Source organism: Alteromonas sp. McT4-15 (genome assembly GCF_020515205.1).
GTDB lineage: Bacteria > Pseudomonadota > Gammaproteobacteria > Enterobacterales > Alteromonadaceae > Alteromonas.
The window spans coordinates 340104-358646 of the sequence record NZ_JAJALG010000001.1; the positions used below are offsets into that span (position 1 = coordinate 340104).

Genomic DNA, 18543 nt, shown 5'->3' on the forward strand with positions numbered 1-18543 from the left:
AATGATGAGTAAGAAAATGACGGAACTATCTAAAATGATGACAAAGGCGTTTGGCGCAACGGTGTTACTAACAATCGCACTTAGTGTGAGCGCAGGGGAGAAAGTAGACAAAACCCTTGATACTTCTTCGTCACCTAAAGTCGATATTGAGCACGTCAATGGTAAGGCAGACATTCGCGTGTGGGATAAGTCTCAGGTAAGGGTTACAGGCGAATTGGGTGATGATACAGAAGAGTTTGTATTTGAAAAGCGCGGTGATGTTGTCGTTATCCACGTTGAAGTAGAGCGCAGTAACAAGAGTTGGTACAAAAAGAGTAAAGACGGTGATGACCTCACTATCTTCATTCCAGCTGACAGTGATTTGCACTATGAAGCGGTCAATGCAGACGTAAAAGCCGAGGGTATCAAGCGTTCGGTGAATATTGAAGTTGTTAACGGCGATGTGTCAATTAACGATGTAGGCGAAAAAGTTGAGGTGGAATCGGTCAACGGTGATATTTCAATGACAAATGTGCGTGGGCGACTTGAAGCGGAAGCGGTGAATGGTGACATCGACGCGAAGCATACGGGTAAAGAAGAGGTGTCTGTTGCCACAGTAAATGGCAAAGTGAGCGTTGAATCTAACAGCCCAGACGTACAGGTAGAAACGGTTAACGGTCGTATTGAACTAAACTTGCAAGAGGTTGATACTCTTCACATCAATACGGTAAATGGACGCACTTATGCAAGTTTGTCGGTTAATGATAACGGTAGTGTTAAAGCAAATTCAGTTGGCGGCACGATTGAGTTAGTGTTCCAGAAAGATGTGTCTGCGCAGTTCGATATTGAAGCCCATGCTGGTGGTGACATCATCAACAAAATCAGCGATGAAAAAGCCAAGGAACCTAAGTATGGACCTAGCAGCTGGTTACGTTTTATCAATAATGGCGGTGCAGCAAATGTAGATATCTCGACAGTTCACGGTCGCATCGTAGTAGACGAAAAATGAATAAGCTATAGTCAACGCAATCGTTGTTGTGGGTTGAAAAAAGTGTTTTAGTCCACATTTATTAATCAATGAGTCATAAAGCTGCTTTTCTAAGCAGCTTTTTCTTTTCATCGTAAAGGCGTGGTAATTGAGCGCAATTACGCAACAAATTCTGTTTTTACTGCTCTATGTTTTTCCACATATGTCGTTGAATCATGTTAGAAGGTAAGGCACGTTTTTAAGGAGAAAACATTGAGTATCTCAGGACACTTCAAACGGTTTTGGCGTTTTCATGGCCTAATTTTAGGCGCAATGAGCATTTCAGTACTGACACTAGGTTGCGCCGTACAAGAGCCCGCTTTTTATGAAGGCACATGGGTAGTGACTGAATCTTATCAATCAGGTGCAGATTCAGGCTCTGGACTTGAAACACAGCGTATTTTAGGCCGCTCCATTACTTATGAGGCCAGTTTCGCCAAGCTCGATCAGTATCAATGTGATACGCCAACTTATGCTTCAGAAGAATTGAATGTAGAGGAGCTACAACGTCAGTATCACGTTTCTGCACAGGCGCTTGGTTTTTCAGATGACACGATTACTCAAGTGCAGCTGGATTGTGCAAGTCTCGATAAGCCACTTGGTGCGACCTTGCTGTTCCAAGAAAATACGTATGCATATACCACCATTGATGGTGTCTTCTTTAAATTAGAAAAAACGCTGTAAGCGTTATCCACAAAATCATATCAAGTCAGAATTTATGCTTTTAGCATAATTCTGGTGGTTCGTTTGTTGAGGGTTAAGCGTTAAAAGCGCATAATAACCAACTGACTTTTGAAGATTGGTAAAGGGTTGTTTTGTGGCGTCTGCTCCTAAAAGCGATAAGAATGTAGAGAAATTGAAGGTTCCTCCTCATAGTATTGAGGCTGAGCAGTCTGTTTTAGGTAGCATGCTTATCGATCCAGATAGTTGGGACAAAGTGGCAGAACTCGTTACCGACACTGACTTCTATAATCGCTCCCACCAAATAATTTTCCGCGCGATTACTCGTTTACTTAATGCCAGTAATCCTATCGACCTTATTACGGTCTCAGAAGAGTTAGAAAAGCACGATGAGCTCGATGATGCAGGTGGTTTTGCTTACCTAGGCGAGCTCGCAAAGAATACGCCGAGCTCAGCTAACGTAGTTTCTTATGCACAAATTATTAGTGAGCGTGCGATCACTCGTGAACTTATTGGGGTGGCTCATGAAATTGCCGAAGTGGGCTATAACCCTGAAGGTAGAGATAGTGCAGATATTCTAGACCTTGCCGAAAGCAAAGTGTTCGAGATTGCCGAGCGTCGAACCGGCGAAAATGAAGGTCCTCGCGGCGTAGAGTCCATTTTAAGTAAAACTATTGACCGCCTTGAAGAGTTGGTCAAAACCAACAAAGAGGTAACCGGTGTTACCACTGGGTTTACCGATTTGGACAAGATGACCAGTGGTCTTCAGCCCTCTGATTTGATTATTGTGGCGGCACGTCCATCAATGGGTAAAACCACATTCGCGATGAACTTGGTCGAAAATGCCATGATGGCAGAAGACAAGCCAGTGTTAGTGTTCAGCCTTGAGATGCCTTCAGAGCAAATCATGATGCGTATGCTTGCGTCACTAAGTCGCGTTGACCAAACAAAAATCCGTACTGCTCAGCTTGATGATGAAGACTGGGCGCGAATTTCTAACACTATGGCAATGCTTAAAGATAAAGATTGTTTATTCGTGGATGATTCGTCGGGTCTAACACCAATGGATGTGCGCTCTAGAGCGAGAAAGTTGGCTCGTGAACGCGGTGGTATCAGCCTTATTATGGTGGATTACCTTCAGCTAATGCGTGTGCCTTCACTTAGCGATAACCGTACTTTGGAAATCGCGGAAATATCACGCTCACTTAAGGCGCTGGCAAAGGAGTTAGAAGTTCCTGTGGTCGCATTGTCACAGCTAAACCGTACGCTAGAGCAAAGAGCAGATAAACGCCCAGTTAACTCTGACCTCCGTGAATCAGGATCAATCGAGCAGGATGCCGACCTTATTATGTTCATTTATCGTGATGAGGTGTATCACGAAAACAGTGAGTATAAAGGTATAGCTGAAATTATTATTGGTAAGCAGCGTAACGGCCCAATCGGCACATGTCGTTTAACCTTCCAAGGGCAGTTCTCACGTTTCGATAATTACGCTGGACCTGCAATTGCCGATGAGTACTAGCATCACAAACAAAAAAGGCGCCGTCTGTAAAGAGCGGCGCCTTTTCTTATTGTTTAGTTACTGACTTATTTTTCTTCAGCAACTTTAACTGTACCTTTAACCGTCACTGAGATACGACGGTTAACACGGTGCGCTTCTGCGTTGTTCGCTGTGTCTAGTAGTTGTGACTCACCGTAACCTACTGTTTCAAGACGAGATGAATCGATACCGTACATGTCTACCATTACTTCTTTGAAGCTAGCCGCGCGACGCTCTGAAAGGTCCATGTTGTATGCTTCAGCACCTGGTGCAGAAGTGTGACCTTCGATTACCGCAGTAGTAGACGGATATTCTTTCATGAATTGTGCAAATTCAGAAATTTCTGGATCTTTAGGCATTTTAACAACCGCACTTTCGTTGTCGAATAGAACGCGTAGTGTAATTTCTACGGTTTCTTCGTCAAACAAAGTACAACCTTTCGCATCAACTTTAACGCCAGCTGGTGTGTCAGGGCACATGTCTTTGCTGTCTACTACGCCGTCGTTGTCTGCATCTTTAAGTGCGCAACCTGTTGCGTCTACTTGTGTGCCTGCTGGCGTGTTAGGACACTGATCAACGTTGTTTAGTACGCCGTCATTGTCGTTATCTACCGAGCAACCTGTAGCGTCAACACGAACACCTGCTGGTGTCATTGGGCACTGGTCTTTATTATCCATTACGCCATCGTTGTCGCTGTCTTTAGGCGCAGATGGAGTTCGCTGACCGAAAGGGATCGCTAGACCAACTTTTACGCTGTAATCGTTGTAGTCTTCACCGAAATCATGATACGCCGCTACTTCTGTAATTAGTTTTACATTTTCGTGGATGTTCCAGTGTTTACCAATACCTAAATTACCCAGAGTGGTCGATTCAAGAACAGCCTGGCGCTTAACACCACCAAATAGGTACCACATGTCGTCTGGTAGGAAGTACATAGCGTCAACGCCAGTCATTTCACCACTTTCGTCGCCTGCGGCAGAGTAGTCTAAGTCTAGTGCAGTAAATTCAACACGCGCAGCCCAGCTTTGCGTAAAGCGGAAGCCGTATTCCAAAGTGATACCTTGACCATTATCAATAGTACCGCCTTGTGTTAGCTCAAGTGGACGTGATTCGTCAGTATTATAATACATACCTGAAATACCGCCCCAGCTTTGATATGCTGGTTCTGATGAGTCCTGTGCAAAGGCATTAGTTGAGGCCATTACCGCTAACGATAGCGCTGCCATTTTGAATTGTTGTTTCATAGTCACATCCTGTTTAACGTTGAGTGATTATCGATTTTGATAATTTTATAGTTTGTGCTTGGATAAATTAACAAGCACAAATTGTGCCATTTATAATATGGGCTATGATGCAATCCCTTGTAATGTGGCTACAATTGTTCGTCTACCACCATGATCTCGGTGTTCACCGAGCATGATACCCTGCCATGTGCCCAGCGCAAGTCTGCCTTGCTGAACGGGTATGGTAATTTGGCACCCTAGTATACTTGATTTTATATGCGCTGGCATATCATCTTTTCCTTCATATGTATGGGTATAAAGGGAAAGCTCCTCTTTGACGCTGTAATTAAAAAAGGCTTCCATATCTTGGCGAACAGTAGGATCTGCATTTTCATTAATGGTTAAGCTCGCACTTGTGTGTTGAAGCCATAAGTGGAGCAAGCCCACTTCCACGTCTCTAATATATGGAAGTGCGGCAATAACATCGTCAGTTATAAGGTGAAATCCTCGGGGGTAACTGGGCAGTGTAATTTTTTCAGACTGCCAGAAATTATTTGTCAAAGCAGATTTCCAAATGCGCTAAGCCTTCATCGCACATAAATGGCAAAATGATTTTTGCTCCGTCAACCTGATGACTTATGGTGTGCTGCTTGCCTGATACTACGATTGGCGTAGCCATACCGAATTCATAGCCTCGCTCTGCGAGATCGCGCTTTGCGTTGCCGCAAATCATGTTGGTAACCTCACCAACCATATCGCCTACTTCAGCGTCTAACTTTTCTGGGCGTTCCCCTACCATGCGTTCCATGATAGTTAAGGCTAGCGCTTCATCAAATGTAATAGACATTGAGCCTCGAACGTTGGGACCAACCATACCGATAAGACCTGATACGTCACCTTTGGCAACGTCACTTTGCTTACGCTTGGGTTTACCAGGCGTCAGTTTAGTTTGCGCCATGGTTTCCATTACATTCAGTAAACCAGAAATGAACGGGTTCACAAAATCAGCATTCATGTACATTCTCCTTAAGAGATGAGTCTTCCGTTTTTTGGCAATCAGCGCATAGGCCGTGTGCTTCTATTGTTTGTTTTGATACTCGAAAACCATGCTGTTGAGCTTGGTTTTCCAGGGTCTCTTGAAGACCTTCAGATTGAATTTCTGCCACATCGCCGCAGCTATCACAGATCAGAAATTGCACTGGGTGATTACACCCAAAGTGGTAACATGCAACGAATGCGTTTGTAGATTCCAATCGATGAATAAAGCCAAAGTCGAGCAAAAAATCTAATGCGCGATATACGGTAGCGGGTTTAGCGCTAGATTCTGTTTCTTTCAGTGAGTCGAGAAGCTCATAAGCGCCCATCGGGCCGTGCTTTGAAACGAGAATTTCGTACACTTTCTCTCGAAGCGGAGTGAATCGTGCACCGCGCTGTTCGCAATATGCGCGGGCTTTGTGGATAAGTGTGGTTTTATTCATGAATTGAAACCGTAAACTCGACTTTCATTGTTATAATAAAGCGCCATGTATGGATCACGCTTTGTGCGTGTGTACGTGAGCAATTAGTTCATCTTCAAGGGCGAACCGCTCTTCGAGTGTTTCCCCAAGCGTTGCAAGTGCAACATCAAAACCCGATGCTTGTTCTGCGCTAAATGCTTCTGCAAATTTATCATTAAACGACAGCGCGGCGTCAGTAGTTTTTGTCAATTGAGGGTAAAGATCTTCTTTTAATTGCTGCCCTTTTTTGTCGTTTTCGACAAGTAATTCGAATATTTCAAAGTGTCCAGCAGACAAATAGTCCAAAAGCGCACTACAAAAAACCGAAATTTCATCCGCATCAGGTAGGCATTCGGTTTGTTGATTAATGCCCGCTAAACTGCAATACGACACTAACAACGCCTGCCTTTCAAGCAACCATTTATCTATAACGTGGCTCTTTCCGCCCCATTTCGATTTAACGCTTTCCAATTGCTGCAACATGATAATTTTGCTACCTGCCTAGCGATATTCTTAGTCAGTATAACACTGTGCCATAGCGACACAAATTTTGCGCACAATATCCTCACTATCACGCCAACTACTGTCTCAATTTTGAGACATGTAAGAGTATGGCAATTCTTTTGCTCAATACATAGATTAATGGGCGCTAATTATATGTTATCGTGATGAAATTAGATGTGAGGTAACGACAATGATGATACGACAGGATGAAAGCCGTTTAAAAACGCAAAAAGCAATGTGGGTGGTTTTCAGCCGTGGAAAGTTAGTGGTGGATGCAAAGTCACAAATGCTCCCTGTAGCCCACTTGACGGAACTACCATTTTTGTCGTCTTACATTGATGATATTCATCAGCTTCCCCCGTTGAACGAGAGTGCGCATCAGGAGTTACCTGTTTTTGTAGTCGATATGGGGGCTGAGCATCTAGAGGCTGCAGAGTGGGAGCGTGTTTCCCTAAGGCAGTTGCTGGTTAGTGCACAGGATATTGCTTTTTCAGTCATTGGAAGGGCTTGGCAGTACACGCATTTCCTACGTACTCATCAATTTTGTGGTCAATGTGGCGCGAAAGCAGAACGTGTAGATTGGGAAATGGCAATGCACTGTCACCGTTGTCAGCACCGCAGCTACCCACGCGTGTCGCCTTGTGTGATTGTATCTATCCACAATAACGAACAAATCTTATTGGCAAAAGGCGTACGCCATAAAGAAGCCAATATGTATTCAACACTAGCGGGATTTGTCGAAAGTGGCGAGAGCCTTGAAGAAGCAGTCCATCGAGAGATTCTTGAAGAAGTTGGCGTAAAGGTAAAAAACTTGCGTTACTTTAACAGTCAGCCTTGGCCGTTTCCCCATTCACTCATGGTTGGCTTTATTGCTGAATATGCAGGGGGAGAGATCCGCTGTCAGGAAAATGAAATAGACGACGCACAGTGGTTTGATATTGACAGGTTGCCAAATATCCCACCTAAAGTGTCGATTGCAGGCCAACTCATTGCAGAAACGGTGTCGCTAATTGGCAACAAATAAAAAACCCTGCTGAAGCAGGGTTTCAATAAGATTAGCACGGTCCCGTGTAGGGCTTCTTTTTAGTTAACGTGTATAGTAATAGCAAACACTCACTTTAAGTGCAAGTTACAAATTCAAGTATTATTCGTCTTTATTTGTCGACAGTATGTCGCAAGTCAAATTTTTCCATTAGGTTTTAGCACACGCCGTTAATAATACTGGTATACTCCCGCGTTCAGGCTGCTATTGCCTTTTGTCTATTCTATCTACAGTTATTTAGGTGAGCTATATGTCGCAAAATATTCCCAGTGTTGATAAACCCGCGTTGAAGAACGATCGTTATTTACGTGCGTTACTTAAACAGCCGGTTGACATGACACCCGTATGGATGATGCGACAGGCTGGACGTTACTTGCCAGAGTATAAAGCGACACGCGCAGTTGCAGGTGACTTTATGTCTTTATGCAAAAATGCTGAATTAGCTTGCGAAGTGACACTGCAACCACTGCGCCGTTATCCCCTTGATGCCGCCATTTTGTTTTCAGATATTCTTACAATCCCTGATGCTATGGGGCTAGGGTTATATTTTGAAACTGGCGAAGGTCCTCGTTTTAAAAACCCGATTACGTGTAAAGCAGACGTAGATAAAATTGGTTTGCCCGATCCAGAGGGTGAATTGCAATATGTAATGAATGCTGTTCGCACTATTCGTCGAGAATTAAAAGGTGAAGTACCGCTAATCGGTTTTTCTGGTAGTCCGTGGACGTTGGCGACCTATATGGTTGAAGGCGGTTCAAGCAAAGCGTTTACCAAAATCAAGAAAATGGCTTTTGCGGAGCCAGCAACCCTTCATGCGCTTCTTGCAAAACTTGCTGACTCAGTTACTGAATACCTTAACGCGCAAATTGCAGCTGGCGCACAGTCTGTAATGGTATTTGACACGTGGGGTGGTGTGCTATCACCGCGTGACTACAAAGAATTTTCTTTGCAATACATGGAACGCATTGTAAATGGTCTTACACGCGAAAGCGAAGGGCGTAAAGTGCCAGTAACCTTGTTTACCAAAAACGGTGGAATGTGGCTTGAATCTATTGCTGCAACAGGTTGTGACGCGGTTGGCCTTGACTGGACAATCGATATTAAAGAAGCCCGCGCACGTATTGGCGATAAAGTGGCGTTGCAGGGCAATATGGACCCGTCAATGCTTTACGCACCTGCAGCTCGAATTGAAGAAGAAGTAGGCTCTATCTTAGCGGGTTATGGAGAAGGTACTGGGCATGTCTTCAACTTAGGACACGGTATCCACCTTGACGTTCCGCCAGAAAACGCCGGTGTATTTGTCAATGCAGTTCACAAATTAAGCCAGCAGTACCACAAATAAGTACTAAGGCAACAAGGAAACTGGATGAAGCGGTGGTTTTTACTATTGTTGGTGGCCTTTATTGGGGTAGCGGGATATAAATTTTCTAGCTATCAGCATCAACTTAGTGAGTCTAAAGCAGAAAAAGAGCGTCTAACTTCGGTGCTAGAACGCTCTCGCGCCACCGATACCAGTGATCTCAAGGTCATCAAAGCAGCGCCTAAATTACTTGCAAACTCAGCAGACAGTAAGTCTACCGGATTGAGTGATGAGCCTTTGCATTTGTCAGGCCCTCAATTGAGCGCAAATGCTGAAGCGTCTGCTATTGAAATATTGTTAGATTCAGATATTGAAACCTCGTTAACGCACTTCTTCGCCAATCATCCTCACAGCGAAGATGTGGTGCTGGAAAAGATCGAATGCTTATCGGGTCTGTGCGAAGTGGTTGGCAGCTACAATAAGAGTGAAAAGGAGCTATCTGAACTCGTTAACGCCTTACAAGCTGAACCTTGGTGGCAATTTACTTCTCCTGTACTCAAAACTCAGTTGGCTCAACGTGGCGTGAAGGTGAATTTGACGTTTTCAGCTAAACAGGCAAGCGAAGATAAAGTGATTGCACATTCCCAGCCAACTGTGACAGCAGGTTAGCTACTGGGTTTTAAGCGTCCCGAGGTAACCCCTTTTCAATCGCTCTTATTAAACGTTTTTGCTGACGGGTCGCATCTGTCTCGCTACTGGCTTTTGCTTGTTGCTGTGCGAGCGCCCAGTCAATATGCCGGTCTACTAAATCACTTACCATACCCCGACGTTGTGTTAAAAGTTGTATGCTCATTTCATTAAAAGGGGCATTACCTAGCGCTACCGCGATATTTCGTTGCCATTTTTCGTAGCCTATGCGTCTGATAGGTGAGCCTTCTGTATTAGCCAAAAACGTTTCTTCTGACCAACTAAATAGCGTATTTAAGGACTTTCCATGAAGAACTTGGCGAGGGTGGAAATCTTCTTCGGTGGTAATATCGCTAAAACGGTTCCACGGACAAATTAATTGGCAATCGTCACACCCATAAATCCTATTACCCATACTCGGCCTGAGTGCTTCGGGAATGTCGCTATCTGACTCTATCGTCAAATAGGAAATGCAGCGCCTAGCGTCTACTTTATAAGGCGCAACAATCGCGTTGGTAGGGCAGATTGTTAAGCAGGCCGTGCACGTACCACAATTTTCTTCAACAGGGGTATCTACGGGCAGCGGCAAGTTGATGAAAAGCTCCCCTAAAAAGAACCAAGAGCCTGCATCTTTGTTAAGTGTCAGGCTGTGCTTTCCTGTCCAGCCGATGCCTGCTTTTTCAGCAATAGCATGCTCAAGGACGGGGGCTGAGTCTACAAAAGGCCTATACTGAGTATCAGATAATGCGTTGGTGATTTTTTCGCCCAGTTGCTTGAGCCTTTTGCGTAGCACTTTATGGTAGTCGCGACCAAGCGCATAGCGGCTGATGTAGCCGATGTCAGGACTATTCAAATGCTTGGCGAAAGAGGCATCAGGCGGAAGGTAATTCATTCTTACGCTGATTACGCGTAAGGTTCCAGGAACGAGTTCGTCAGGTCGCGCGCGTTTCATTCCATGACTTTCCATGAATGCCATGTCACCGTGATAGCCTGCGTCTAACCACGCTTGTAAATGGGCCTCGTGCTGATGCAGATCAATATCACTGATACCAACTTGCTGAAAGCCTAGCGCTACACCCCAAGCCTTGATATTGTTTGTTAATTCAACGAGGTCGATGGAATTAATTGCGGACATTTGCTCATGCTAGATACTCAACTCACGTCAAGTTTATCATACAAACTATTTAGAGCCGATCAGGTTCGTGAAAACGAAGCCCAAGCTGCCGCAGATTCTAACTGCGATATGTTTACACTAATGCAGCGCGCTGGCGATGTTGTTTTTAAACAATGCCAAGAGCTGATGCCTAATTCTGATGTTTACTTGGTACTGGTCGGTCAGGGCAATAATGCGGGAGACGGCTACATAGCGGCAATGAATGCCAAATTAGCGGGTAAGCAGGTACATTTGTGCGCAGTCGAGCCACAACGAATTCTAGAAGGTGATGCTGGCAAAGCTCAGCAGCGTTGGTGTGATGCAGGCGGAAAGATTAGCGCTTTTGAATCACAAATACTTGAAAAGGCGGATGTGGTTATCGATGCACTGTTGGGAACGGGTATCAACAGTTATATCCGCAACGAGTTCGCCGATATTATTGATGCCCTGAATGCCTCGTCGACCCCCGTGGTGAGTGTCGATGTTCCATCAGGACTAGATGCAAATACAGGGCAGAGCCTAGGGCGCTGTGTCCAAGCTGATATCACAGTCACTTTTGTTGGTATTAAGCCAGGTCTTGTAACCGGAGCAGGTAAACAATCTTGTGGCAAGCTTGTTTATGCTGATTTGGGAATAGGTAAGGCGTTCCAATCGCTCGCAAAAGCCAGTGCAACGATGCTTAACATTGATCACTTTAAAGGCATGGGGCCTCGCGAAATCAATAGCCATAAAGGCACTTACGGCAGGCTTCTGTGCATTGGTGGTAATAGAGGTACGGCGGGAGCTATTCGCTTAGCGGGAGAAGCTGCACTTCGCAGTGGAGCTGGCATGGTACGCGTGTATACCCATGAGTCTTCGGTTGTGCAAGTGAGTGCAGGGCGTCCTGAACTTATGGTAACAGACTCACACCTAACTGATGCGCTTGAATGGGCAAGTTGTGTTGTAATAGGCCCTGGACTTGGTCAAGACGACTGGGCTAACGCTACATTCGAAATGACGCTTAAGCATTGTCAAACCCATAACAAGCCTGTGGTTATTGATGCCGATGCTTTGAATATATTGTGCAAGCAGTCAACGGCTTACACCATAGCAGACAGCATTCTTACACCACATGCAGGCGAGGCGGCCCGTCTACTTGGCGTTTCAGTCGATGATGTAGAAGGTGACCGCTTTAATTACGCTAGGCAATGCTCTCAGCGCTACCACGCGGTTTGCGTACTAAAAGGGGCTGGAACGTTAATCGACAACGAAAAGAAGACATGGGTATGCCGCCATGGCAATCCGGGCATGGCTACAGCGGGTAGTGGCGATGTACTCAGTGGTATATTAGGTGCTTTACTGGCACAAGGCGTCGAAACCGATATTGCTGCTAAATATGGTGTAGTGCTACATGCAAAGGCAGGTGACGATATTGCCCAACTTTATGGGCAACGTGGTATGATAGCGAGCGATTTATTTGACGCAGTACGTGCACTGATTAATCACTAACTTTCGTGATATTCCCTCAAAAGGGGTGGCATTTACTGTGTTTTTCGGATTTTTAACACTGTGGAATATTGTCGATGTCATACCCGCAAACCTCTTTTTTCGCTAACGAAGTAGATGATACTGCGCAGCTTGCCAAAGACCTTGCGCAAGCTGTTTCCAGTCAACTTCCAACCGATGCTGTTATTTTTTTGAATGGCGATTTAGGGGCGGGCAAAACCACATTCAGTCGTTATTTTATTCAATCACTCGGCCATTCAGGTAGCGTTAAAAGTCCAACCTATACACTGGTTGAACCTTATGAGCTAGAAAGCGTCAATATTTATCATTTTGATTTATACCGATTGGCCGACCCTGAAGAACTTGAGTTCATGGGGATCCGTGACTACTTCACAAGTGGTGCGATAGCTTTAGTAGAGTGGTCAGAAAAAGGTGGGGAATACTTGGCATCCCCTGACTTAGTGATTAGTATAAATATTACACCGTCTGGTAGGCAGTTCACTATCGAAGCTAAAAGTGCACATGGCGCAAAATTGTTACAGCAATGCAAGCGTGTGTAGCGGGTAAGTGTTGAAAATCACATAATAAGAAAAGCGAAAAGCAAAAGAGCGTGAAGGCATAATATGGTGCGTAGTATATTTTCGGTAATGCTTTTGTGGGTTTTTGTGCAAATGGCACATGCGGCCCAGAATACCATTGATAGTGTAAGAGTATCACCATCATCCGACACCACACGCGTTGTGTTTGATATGAAGTATGCACCGGAATTCACGTATTTCACGCTTAAAAATCCTCAACGATTAGTCATCGATTTACCTAACACCAATAATAACTTTTCACTGTCAAATGTTGATAACGGCGGCGACCTCATCAAACGTCTTCGTTATTCCACACCAAAAAATAAAAGTGCGGCACGTGTGGTTATTGAGCTTAATCGCCAAGCGACGCCTTCTCTTTTCGCTATTACACCGGCAGGCGCTTTTGGTCACCGTCTTGTAATTGATTTGGCCGACAGTGAGCCTGGTCGCTCTGCCGTATTGACAGCATCAGCTCCATCAGTAGTGATTGATGATAAAACGAGTCCTCGGGATAGCGATATCATCGTTGCGATTGATGCGGGGCACGGTGGTAGAGACCCAGGTTCAATAGGACCGGCAGGTACGTTTGAAAAACACATTACGTTAAGTGTGGCCAAAAAGCTGCAGGCAATGATTAACGCAGAGCCTGGCATGAAAGCGATTATGACGCGTAGCAACGATTCGTATATTTCACCCAATAGACGACCTGAAATTGCGCGAGAGAAAAAAGCCGACTTGCTAATTTCAATTCACGCAGACGCCTTTAGTCAGCCAGAGCCGCGAGGTGGCTCCGTTTGGGTGTTATCTATGAGAAGAGCTGACACTGAGCTTGGTCGCTGGCTAGAAAAGTCAGAACGACATGCTGAATTATTAGGTGGCGCTGCTGAAGTTATCAATGATAAATCAAGCGAGCGCTATCTCACAGAGACCATTCTAGGACTGTCCATGGATCACAGCATGGCGAGCAGTCATGATTTAGGAAACAAGGTGGTTGATGAGCTAAAGAAGGTGACAAGTCTTCATAAAAGAAAACCTCAGGCAGCCAGTTTTGCCGTGCTGACTGCGCCGGATATTCCATCTATCTTGGTTGAGTTAGGCTTTATTTCTAATCCTCAGGAAGAGAAAAACCTCAACTGGTCAAAGTATAGAGAGCGCTTGGCCAAAGCGGTGTTTACCGCAACGAAGCAATATTTTAAGCAAACGCCTCCAGATGGTACACTGTGGGCGCAAGAGAAAGCGAATAACAGAACGCATAAAGTACGTAGTGGTGAGTCACTTTCACTGCTAGCACAGCGCTATAACGTTAAAGTGAGCAGTATCAAAGCGGCGAACGACCTAAATAGCGATGTGGTTAGGGTGGGTCAGGTGTTGACTATTCCTAGAACCTAACGCGTTTTTATTTCGGTCAAAGTCATCTTCGTTTTACCAAAGTTCGTGTTCGTTTCAGTGCATTGCGTGCAAGACGGCGCGATTGCGTTGTATCAATTAAATCATATTTTAGGGTAAGCCATTGCCTATACAGCTTTTATCTCCGCAACTTGCCAACCAAATTGCCGCCGGAGAGGTGGTAGAGCGTCCTGCATCTGTTGTGAAAGAACTCTTAGAAAACAGCTTAGATGCTGGTGCAACAAAAATTGAAGTGGACATCGAAAAAGGAGGGCACAAACGAATACGCATTAAAGATAACGGCTCTGGTATAGTCAAAGACGAGTTGCAATTGGCGCTAAGCCGCCATGCAACAAGCAAGATCACTACCCTTGATGACTTAGAGCAAATATTGTCACTGGGTTTTCGCGGCGAAGCGTTGGCCAGTATTAGTTCGGTTAGCCGTCTTACCTTAACGTCGCGCACGCAAGCGCAAACAGAAGCTTGGCAAGCGTATTGTGAAGGCCGCGATATGGCAGTGAATGTGCAACCAGCGGCGCATCCCGTAGGCACAACAATTGATGTTGCCGATCTCTTCTATAACACGCCAGCAAGAAGAAAGTTCTTACGCACTGAAAAAACCGAGTTTCAGCATATTGAAGAGGTTATTAAGCGTATTGCACTGAGTTATCCGAGTGTTTCATTTATTCTAAAGCACAACGATAAGGTGATTAAGCGCTACATCGCTGACAAAGCGGGAAGCCTAGCCACGCGAATTGGCGCGGTTGTTGGGCAAAAGTTTATACAGAATGCCGTGCATATTAACACGCAATATGAAGGTATTAGTATTGATGCTTGGCTGGGTAATGAAACTATGCTGCGCAGCAGTAACGATTGCCAATTTAGCTTCGTTAACGGTCGAGGTATGCGCGATAAGCTGATTATGCACGCCATCCGTCAAGCCTATGAGAGTGTTTGGGGGGTTATAGAACAGCCTAGTTTTGTTGTGTATTTGTCGTTGAGTCCAAGAGATGTGGACGTGAATGTGCATCCCGCAAAGCATGAAGTGCGATTCCAGCAGGGCAGGCTTGTTCATGACTTTATTTGCAAAACGGTCAGTGAGGCGCTTCACGCGCTTACCGATGATTTACCGTTAACTGACGATTTACATCAGACAAGTAGACCAACACAAGGTGTATTGGCAGGAGATGTGGCTCACGACTACATAAGACCTCTTAAAACACAGTCGTCAGGCACGTCATCTCAAGGGGCAAATGCGCGTATAGGTTCGAGTCGTCCTATTTCTAGCGCCAAAGGGCCTACTGCGGCTTACCAAACGAATTATTCAGCATTAATGACGCCAAAAAGCGACATTTTGTCCCAAAGCACGGGGAAATTGGACGCTATTGAGTGTATCAACCTCACGCCGACATTACGTTTGTACTCACAAGAAGACAAACTTTTCCTAATTGGTGTGGAAAAACTTGCAAGTATCTGGTTGAGCGAACTATTTTTAAAAGCACAGCATGGACAACCGCTGCTAATGCCAGTTGCGTTGGAATATGATGGTGTAAAAGAAGAAAACTTAGCCCTATTGAAAGCACTGCATTTTGATATCAATAAGGTGGCTGGCAAGCTTCGTCTTCAACAAGTGCCCGCTGGCACACGTCACTTACCGTGGATTAAGTGGTTTAGCCATATGTTGTCTTTAGATGTGAATAGTGTTGAGACAGCTCACGCTCAGATTTCTTCGCTGATTTCCTTACCAGCACATGACATTGATGACGAGACTGCAATTCAAGTGTGGTACTGGTTGGAGCAGCAAAGCGAAGCGAAACAATGGGAATATATATCGCAATTTGCTAAAGTTCGCCCCATTAGTGAAGTGCTTGATGTATGGGGAGAATAATATGTCTAGTGGCATAAATTCTGCATCGCCTGTGATAGCAATTATGGGCCCTACCGCATCGGGTAAAACAGGTCTGGCACTAGATATTGCTAAGCAGGTAGACAGTGAGATTATTAGTGTCGATTCGGCCCTTGTTTATAAAGGTATGGATATCGGTACTGCGAAGCCGACAGTCGAGGAACAAGCTGGAGTTGTACATCATTTGATCGATATAATCGATCCTGCAGAGAGTTACTCTGTGTCGCAATTTGTCAACGATACCAATAAGTTAATTGGTGAAATCTTCGAAAGAGGAAGGCAACCAATCTTGGCGGGTGGCACAATGATGTACTTTAATGCCTTGATAAATGGAATTTCGCCACTACCTAAGTCGGATGAGGCATTGCGAGAAGCAATCAACGAGCAGGCATTACGCGAGGGATGGGACAAATTACATGACGAATTGTGTCGTGTTGACCCCGTTAGTGGTGAGAGAATTCACCCTAATGATCCACAGCGTATTACCCGAGCGCTTGAGGTGTTCCGCTCTACGGGTAAGACCTTGACCGACTGGCAACAGCAGCAAGGTGAAAGATGCCCGTATAATATCGCTCAATTTGCAATTGCACCGCAAGACAGAGCCGTATTGCATAAGCGTATTGCTGAGCGCTTCGACATTATGTTGAAGCAAGGGTTTGAGCAAGAAGTACAAAAACTCTACGAACGGAGTGATCTTCACCAAGATTTACCTTCTATACGTTCTGTGGGTTATAGACAAATGTGGCAGTACTTAGACGGAGAGTTGTCGTATGCAGAGATGCGTGAACGCGGCATTATTGCAACCCGCCAACTCGCGAAACGTCAGCTCACGTGGTTAAGGGGCTGGGAGAACGTTACTTGGCTAGACACATTTGCTAACGATAATTTGACTAAAATTACAGCGAAAGTCACACTTTAAATGTTGGAGTGTGGTATACATTAGACGTGCAGTGGTGGTGTAAGGGCCGCCGCGAATAATAAAAACTAAGGATATCAAATGGCTAAAGGGCAATCTTTACAAGACCCATTCTTAAACGCTTTGCGTAAGGAACGTATTCCAGTATCAATTTATCTGGTAAACGGTATTAAACTTCAGGGACAAGTTGAGTCTTTCGACCAATTCGTCATTCTACTGAAGAACACGGTAAGCCAAATGGTGTACAAGCATGCAATTTCTACAGTGGTACCAGCGCGCGCTATTACCATGCCAAGTGCAGGAGATTCTGAAAATACTAAAGGTGAATAAATTAAAAGGTAACGCGCTTGTTTGACCGTTATGAAGCCGGTGAACAGGCTGTACTTGTTCATGTAAATTTTTCCGACGAGAACAGTAAAGAAGACTTAAGTGAGCTTGAACTTCTTGTGTCTTCTGCTGGGGTTGATGCGGTTGAAGTGATTACTACGTCACGCAGTGCACCACATGCCAAGTTCTTTGTTGGTTCAGGTAAGGCAGAGGAAATAGCAGCTGCTGTAAAGGCACACGATGCCAATGTTGTTATTTTTAACCACGCGCTCTCTCCTTCGCAGGAGCGTAATCTAGAAGCCGTGTGTAAATGCCGAGTGTTAGATCGCACGGGGCTTATCTTAGACATTTTCGCTCAGCGAGCGAGAACGCATGAGGGTAAGCTTCAAGTCGAACTGGCTCAGTTGAGGCATATCTCAACGCGTCTCATCAGAGGATGGACCCACCTTGAGCGTCAAAAAGGGGGTATTGGTCTTCGTGGTCCTGGTGAAACGCAGCTAGAAACAGACCGTCGATTACTTCGAGGGCGTATCAAAGCCATTCTTCGTCGTTTGGAGAAGGTACAGAAGCAGCGCGAACAAGGTCGTCGTTCGCGTAAGCGTGCTGAAATTCCTACGGTATCCTTAGTTGGCTATACGAACGCGGGTAAATCAACGTTGTTTAACACCATTACCGATTCTCACGTTTATGCAGCTGATCAGTTGTTTGCAACTCTTGACCCTACATTACGCAAAATCGAATTAAAAGACGTTGGGCCAGCCATTTTGGCTGACACGGTAGGTTTTATTCGACATCTTCCTCATGATCTTGTGGCTGCTTTTAAGGCAACGCTTCAAGAAACGCAAGAGGCCGACCTTTTGCTACATGTTGTCGACATTGCAGATGCAAAATATCGCGAGACAATGGATGAAGTGAACGATGTTCTTGAAGAAATTGACGCTTCAGAGATACAACAATTACTAATCTGTAATAAGATTGATAAACTGGACGATGTTAATCCACGTATAGAAAGAAATGACGAGGGCGTGCCTGTTCGTGTGTGGCTATCTGCGCAAACAGGAGAAGGCACTGAGTTGTTGAGCCAAGCATTGACCGAATGTCTCGGTAAAAGCATGGTTAATTACACGTTGAAGATTCCGCCAGCCCAAAGTCGAATACGTGGTGTGTTATACGAGCTAAACTGTATAGCAAGTGAAGAATACGACAGTCAGGGCGACTGGGTAGTTGATGTCAGAATGCCTACAGCCGACTGGAACAGACTTGAAAAACGTCTGGAAAACGGAATATCAGAGTATGTTGTGCGACATTAATCT

At 45.0% G+C, this 18543-nt stretch carries 19 protein-coding genes; 13 read left to right on the plus strand and 6 right to left on the minus strand.

What is annotated here, in order from left to right; genetic code table 11:
• Position 1: 1 nt before the first annotated feature.
• From LHL20_RS01480 to dnaB, 3 genes are all read left to right on the plus strand, one after another.
• Positions 2-988, plus strand: a complete 987-nt coding sequence (locus LHL20_RS01480) for a DUF4097 family beta strand repeat-containing protein (RefSeq protein WP_226431967.1) — start codon at positions 2-4, stop codon at positions 986-988.
• A 231-nt stretch (positions 989-1219) separates the two neighbouring features.
• Positions 1220-1690 carry a hypothetical protein gene (locus tag LHL20_RS01485; protein WP_226431968.1) on the plus strand — a complete coding sequence of 157 codons (471 nt, stop codon included), beginning with the start codon at positions 1220-1222 and terminating at the stop codon, positions 1688-1690.
• Between the two features lie 133 nt (positions 1691-1823).
• Positions 1824-3209, plus strand: a complete 1386-nt coding sequence (gene dnaB, locus LHL20_RS01490) for a replicative DNA helicase (protein ID WP_202262754.1) — start codon at positions 1824-1826, stop codon at positions 3207-3209.
• A 65-nt stretch (positions 3210-3274) separates the two neighbouring features.
• On the opposite strand, the gene LHL20_RS01495 is transcribed toward dnaB, so the two are convergent.
• The 5 genes from LHL20_RS01495 to rsd all read right to left on the minus strand — a co-directional run bounded on the left by LHL20_RS01495 (position 3275) and on the right by rsd (position 6429).
• Positions 3275-4471, minus strand: coding sequence for an OmpA family protein (locus LHL20_RS01495; RefSeq protein ID WP_226431969.1), 1197 nt, complete (start codon positions 4469-4471; stop codon positions 3275-3277).
• 102 nt (positions 4472-4573) lie between these two features.
• Positions 4574-5011 carry a secondary thiamine-phosphate synthase enzyme YjbQ gene (locus tag LHL20_RS01500; protein WP_226431970.1) on the minus strand — a complete coding sequence of 146 codons (438 nt, stop codon included), beginning with the start codon at positions 5009-5011 and terminating at the stop codon, positions 4574-4576.
• Positions 5001-5465, minus strand: coding sequence for a chemotaxis protein CheX (locus tag LHL20_RS01505; protein ID WP_202262751.1), 465 nt, complete (start codon positions 5463-5465; stop codon positions 5001-5003). Before LHL20_RS01505 ends, LHL20_RS01500 begins: the two co-directional genes overlap by 11 nt.
• Positions 5455-5928, minus strand: a complete 474-nt coding sequence (locus LHL20_RS01510) for a transcriptional repressor (RefSeq protein WP_202262750.1) — start codon at positions 5926-5928, stop codon at positions 5455-5457. The genes LHL20_RS01505 and LHL20_RS01510 overlap by 11 nt, the downstream gene beginning before the upstream one ends.
• A gap of 54 nt (positions 5929-5982) precedes the next feature.
• Positions 5983-6429 (minus strand): sigma D regulator, encoded by a 447-nt coding sequence (gene rsd, locus LHL20_RS01515; protein ID WP_226431971.1) that lies wholly within the window; start codon positions 6427-6429, stop codon positions 5983-5985.
• A gap of 211 nt (positions 6430-6640) precedes the next feature.
• Here rsd and nudC point away from each other — a divergent pair, with 211 nt between their 5' ends.
• The 3 genes from nudC (at position 6641) to LHL20_RS01530 (ending at position 9461) form a co-directional block, all read left to right on the plus strand.
• Positions 6641-7474 carry an NAD(+) diphosphatase gene (gene nudC, locus LHL20_RS01520; protein ID WP_226431972.1) on the plus strand — a complete coding sequence of 278 codons (834 nt, stop codon included), beginning with the start codon at positions 6641-6643 and terminating at the stop codon, positions 7472-7474.
• Positions 7475-7742: 268 nt separating this feature from the next.
• On the plus strand, positions 7743-8834 hold the full coding sequence (gene hemE, locus LHL20_RS01525) for a uroporphyrinogen decarboxylase (RefSeq protein ID WP_202262747.1): 1092 nt from the start codon (positions 7743-7745) through the stop codon (positions 8832-8834).
• 24 nt (positions 8835-8858) lie between these two features.
• On the plus strand, positions 8859-9461 hold the full coding sequence (locus tag LHL20_RS01530) for a hypothetical protein (protein WP_226431973.1): 603 nt from the start codon (positions 8859-8861) through the stop codon (positions 9459-9461).
• A 10-nt stretch (positions 9462-9471) separates the two neighbouring features.
• On the opposite strand, the gene queG is transcribed toward LHL20_RS01530, so the two are convergent.
• Positions 9472-10614 carry a tRNA epoxyqueuosine(34) reductase QueG gene (gene queG / locus LHL20_RS01535; protein ID WP_226431974.1) on the minus strand — a complete coding sequence of 381 codons (1143 nt, stop codon included), beginning with the start codon at positions 10612-10614 and terminating at the stop codon, positions 9472-9474.
• Positions 10615-10620: 6 nt separating this feature from the next.
• Here queG and LHL20_RS01540 point away from each other — a divergent pair, with 6 nt between their 5' ends.
• The 7 genes from LHL20_RS01540 to hflX all read left to right on the plus strand — a co-directional run bounded on the left by LHL20_RS01540 (position 10621) and on the right by hflX (position 18540).
• Positions 10621-12120, plus strand: coding sequence for an NAD(P)H-hydrate dehydratase (locus LHL20_RS01540; RefSeq protein WP_226431975.1), 1500 nt, complete (start codon positions 10621-10623; stop codon positions 12118-12120).
• 74 nt (positions 12121-12194) lie between these two features.
• Positions 12195-12677, plus strand: coding sequence for a tRNA (adenosine(37)-N6)-threonylcarbamoyltransferase complex ATPase subunit type 1 TsaE (gene tsaE / locus LHL20_RS01545; protein ID WP_202262743.1), 483 nt, complete (start codon positions 12195-12197; stop codon positions 12675-12677).
• Between the two features lie 63 nt (positions 12678-12740).
• Positions 12741-14084: an N-acetylmuramoyl-L-alanine amidase gene (locus tag LHL20_RS01550; RefSeq protein ID WP_226431976.1), complete on the plus strand. Its 1344-nt coding sequence runs from the start codon at positions 12741-12743 to the stop codon at positions 14082-14084.
• A gap of 121 nt (positions 14085-14205) precedes the next feature.
• Positions 14206-15969, plus strand: a complete 1764-nt coding sequence (gene mutL, locus LHL20_RS01555; RefSeq protein ID WP_226431977.1) for a DNA mismatch repair endonuclease MutL — start codon at positions 14206-14208, stop codon at positions 15967-15969.
• A gap of 1 nt (position 15970) precedes the next feature.
• Positions 15971-16906 carry a tRNA (adenosine(37)-N6)-dimethylallyltransferase MiaA gene (gene miaA, locus LHL20_RS01560; protein ID WP_226431978.1) on the plus strand — a complete coding sequence of 312 codons (936 nt, stop codon included), beginning with the start codon at positions 15971-15973 and terminating at the stop codon, positions 16904-16906.
• A gap of 78 nt (positions 16907-16984) precedes the next feature.
• On the plus strand, positions 16985-17233 hold the full coding sequence (hfq, locus tag LHL20_RS01565) for an RNA chaperone Hfq (protein ID WP_014951092.1): 249 nt from the start codon (positions 16985-16987) through the stop codon (positions 17231-17233).
• Positions 17234-17250: 17 nt separating this feature from the next.
• Complete coding sequence (gene hflX / locus LHL20_RS01570) at positions 17251-18540, plus strand: ribosome rescue GTPase HflX (RefSeq protein WP_226431979.1); 1290 nt, start codon at positions 17251-17253, stop codon at positions 18538-18540.
• Positions 18541-18543 lie beyond the last annotated feature (3 nt).

Coding starts and splice junctions, on each gene's coding strand:
- tsaE (WP_202262743.1), top strand. CDS start 12,195: ATGTCATACCCGCAAACCTCTTTTTTCGCTAACGAAGTAGATGATACT.
- LHL20_RS01540 (WP_226431975.1), top strand. CDS start 10,621: ATGCTAGATACTCAACTCACGTCAAGTTTATCATACAAACTATTTAGA.
- LHL20_RS01480 (WP_226431967.1), top strand. CDS start 2: ATGATGAGTAAGAAAATGACGGAACTATCTAAAATGATGACAAAGGCG.
- nudC (WP_226431972.1), top strand. CDS start 6,641: ATGATGATACGACAGGATGAAAGCCGTTTAAAAACGCAAAAAGCAATG.
- queG (WP_226431974.1), bottom strand. CDS start 10,614: ATGTCCGCAATTAATTCCATCGACCTCGTTGAATTAACAAACAATATC.
- hemE (WP_202262747.1), top strand. CDS start 7,743: ATGTCGCAAAATATTCCCAGTGTTGATAAACCCGCGTTGAAGAACGAT.
- miaA (WP_226431978.1), top strand. CDS start 15,971: ATGTCTAGTGGCATAAATTCTGCATCGCCTGTGATAGCAATTATGGGC.
- LHL20_RS01510 (WP_202262750.1), bottom strand. CDS start 5,928: ATGAATAAAACCACACTTATCCACAAAGCCCGCGCATATTGCGAACAG.
- LHL20_RS01530 (WP_226431973.1), top strand. CDS start 8,859: ATGAAGCGGTGGTTTTTACTATTGTTGGTGGCCTTTATTGGGGTAGCG.
- LHL20_RS01495 (WP_226431969.1), bottom strand. CDS start 4,471: ATGAAACAACAATTCAAAATGGCAGCGCTATCGTTAGCGGTAATGGCC.
- LHL20_RS01550 (WP_226431976.1), top strand. CDS start 12,741: ATGGTGCGTAGTATATTTTCGGTAATGCTTTTGTGGGTTTTTGTGCAA.
- rsd (WP_226431971.1), bottom strand. CDS start 6,429: ATGTTGCAGCAATTGGAAAGCGTTAAATCGAAATGGGGCGGAAAGAGC.
- LHL20_RS01505 (WP_202262751.1), bottom strand. CDS start 5,465: ATGAATGCTGATTTTGTGAACCCGTTCATTTCTGGTTTACTGAATGTA.
- hfq (WP_014951092.1), top strand. CDS start 16,985: ATGGCTAAAGGGCAATCTTTACAAGACCCATTCTTAAACGCTTTGCGT.